Below are 967 nucleotides of genomic sequence, written 5' to 3'. Positions count from 1 at the left end.
ACGCAGCAAGCGCTCGGCCATCGCTTCTTCGCCATCCTTGACCAGCGCCTCGGTATACAGGACCACCAACTCGACATCGCTGCGCAGATAGTCGGGCATGTCGGCCCACAGGTTGCGCACGCGGTTGGCATCGGCATTGGGCTGGCGCTGGACCGCCTGCATGATCAACTCGCGATAGGCACGCTGCTCCAGCTCACGGCGTTCTTCCTCGGTGATCAGTTGCTGCTTGTCGAGCTTAGGCAGCAAATGACGCAGCCCCTCCCAGTCGTTGACGCTGAGATAGGCCTGACGCAGCAGCTTGAGTACTTGCGGATGGCTGGGCAGCTGCTTTTCGAGGCGCGTCAGCGTCGCCAACGCCTCCTCGAATTGCTGGCGGTCGAGCATCAGCTGCGCTTGCACTATGCCCACCGCGTTATCGGCCCCCTCGGTGCTGTGATGGGCCCGCTTGAGTAGCGTATCGGCATGCTCGAAACGTCCCTGATAATGCGCCGCCAGAGCTGCTGAAAGGTAATTGACCAACGGTGTACTGGAATCGTCCGCCGCTTTGACCAGATCCTTCTCGGCACGCTTCCAGCGGCCTTCGGCGAGTGCGACCAGGCCTCTCACGGTGCGCTTCATGGCATTGCGATTGCGCGTACGGCTATTCCAGACCTTGAGCCGGCTCACCGGACGCCGCAGTCGGTGGAGGACGCGCAGCAGGAAATGCAGGGCCAGAAACACCGCCAGCAATATCACCAGACCCAGCCAGAACGAGGTCTGGATAGAGGTATCACCCACGCGTACCAGCCAGTAACCGGGCATCGACTGCATCAACTGGCCAAATAGCGCGCCGACGGCCAGCCCCACGACGATGAGAAGAATCAGCTTTCTCATGCACTGTCTCCTTCATCGCCGCTCTGACGTTGATCGCCACCACCGCCACCGTTGCCATTCTGGAAACGCTTCTCGATGAAGTCCTTGAGCGTCT

General features: G+C 60.8%; 1 protein-coding gene. It reads right to left on the bottom strand.

Translation table 11 applies throughout. The annotated features are described in order from the left end of the window. Window positions 1–873: heme biosynthesis HemY N-terminal domain-containing protein (locus OP496_RS18055; RefSeq protein WP_280565341.1), on the bottom strand; the 873-nt coding region annotated here is incomplete at its 3' end. Window positions 874–967: the final 94 nt, after the last annotated feature.

Source organism: Chromohalobacter sp. 48-RD10 (assembly GCF_029889785.1).
Classification (GTDB): Bacteria; Pseudomonadota; Gammaproteobacteria; order Pseudomonadales; family Halomonadaceae; genus Chromohalobacter.
The sequence above is the reverse complement of the archived record's forward strand: the minus strand, read 5'-3'. Positions and strand labels throughout refer to the sequence as shown.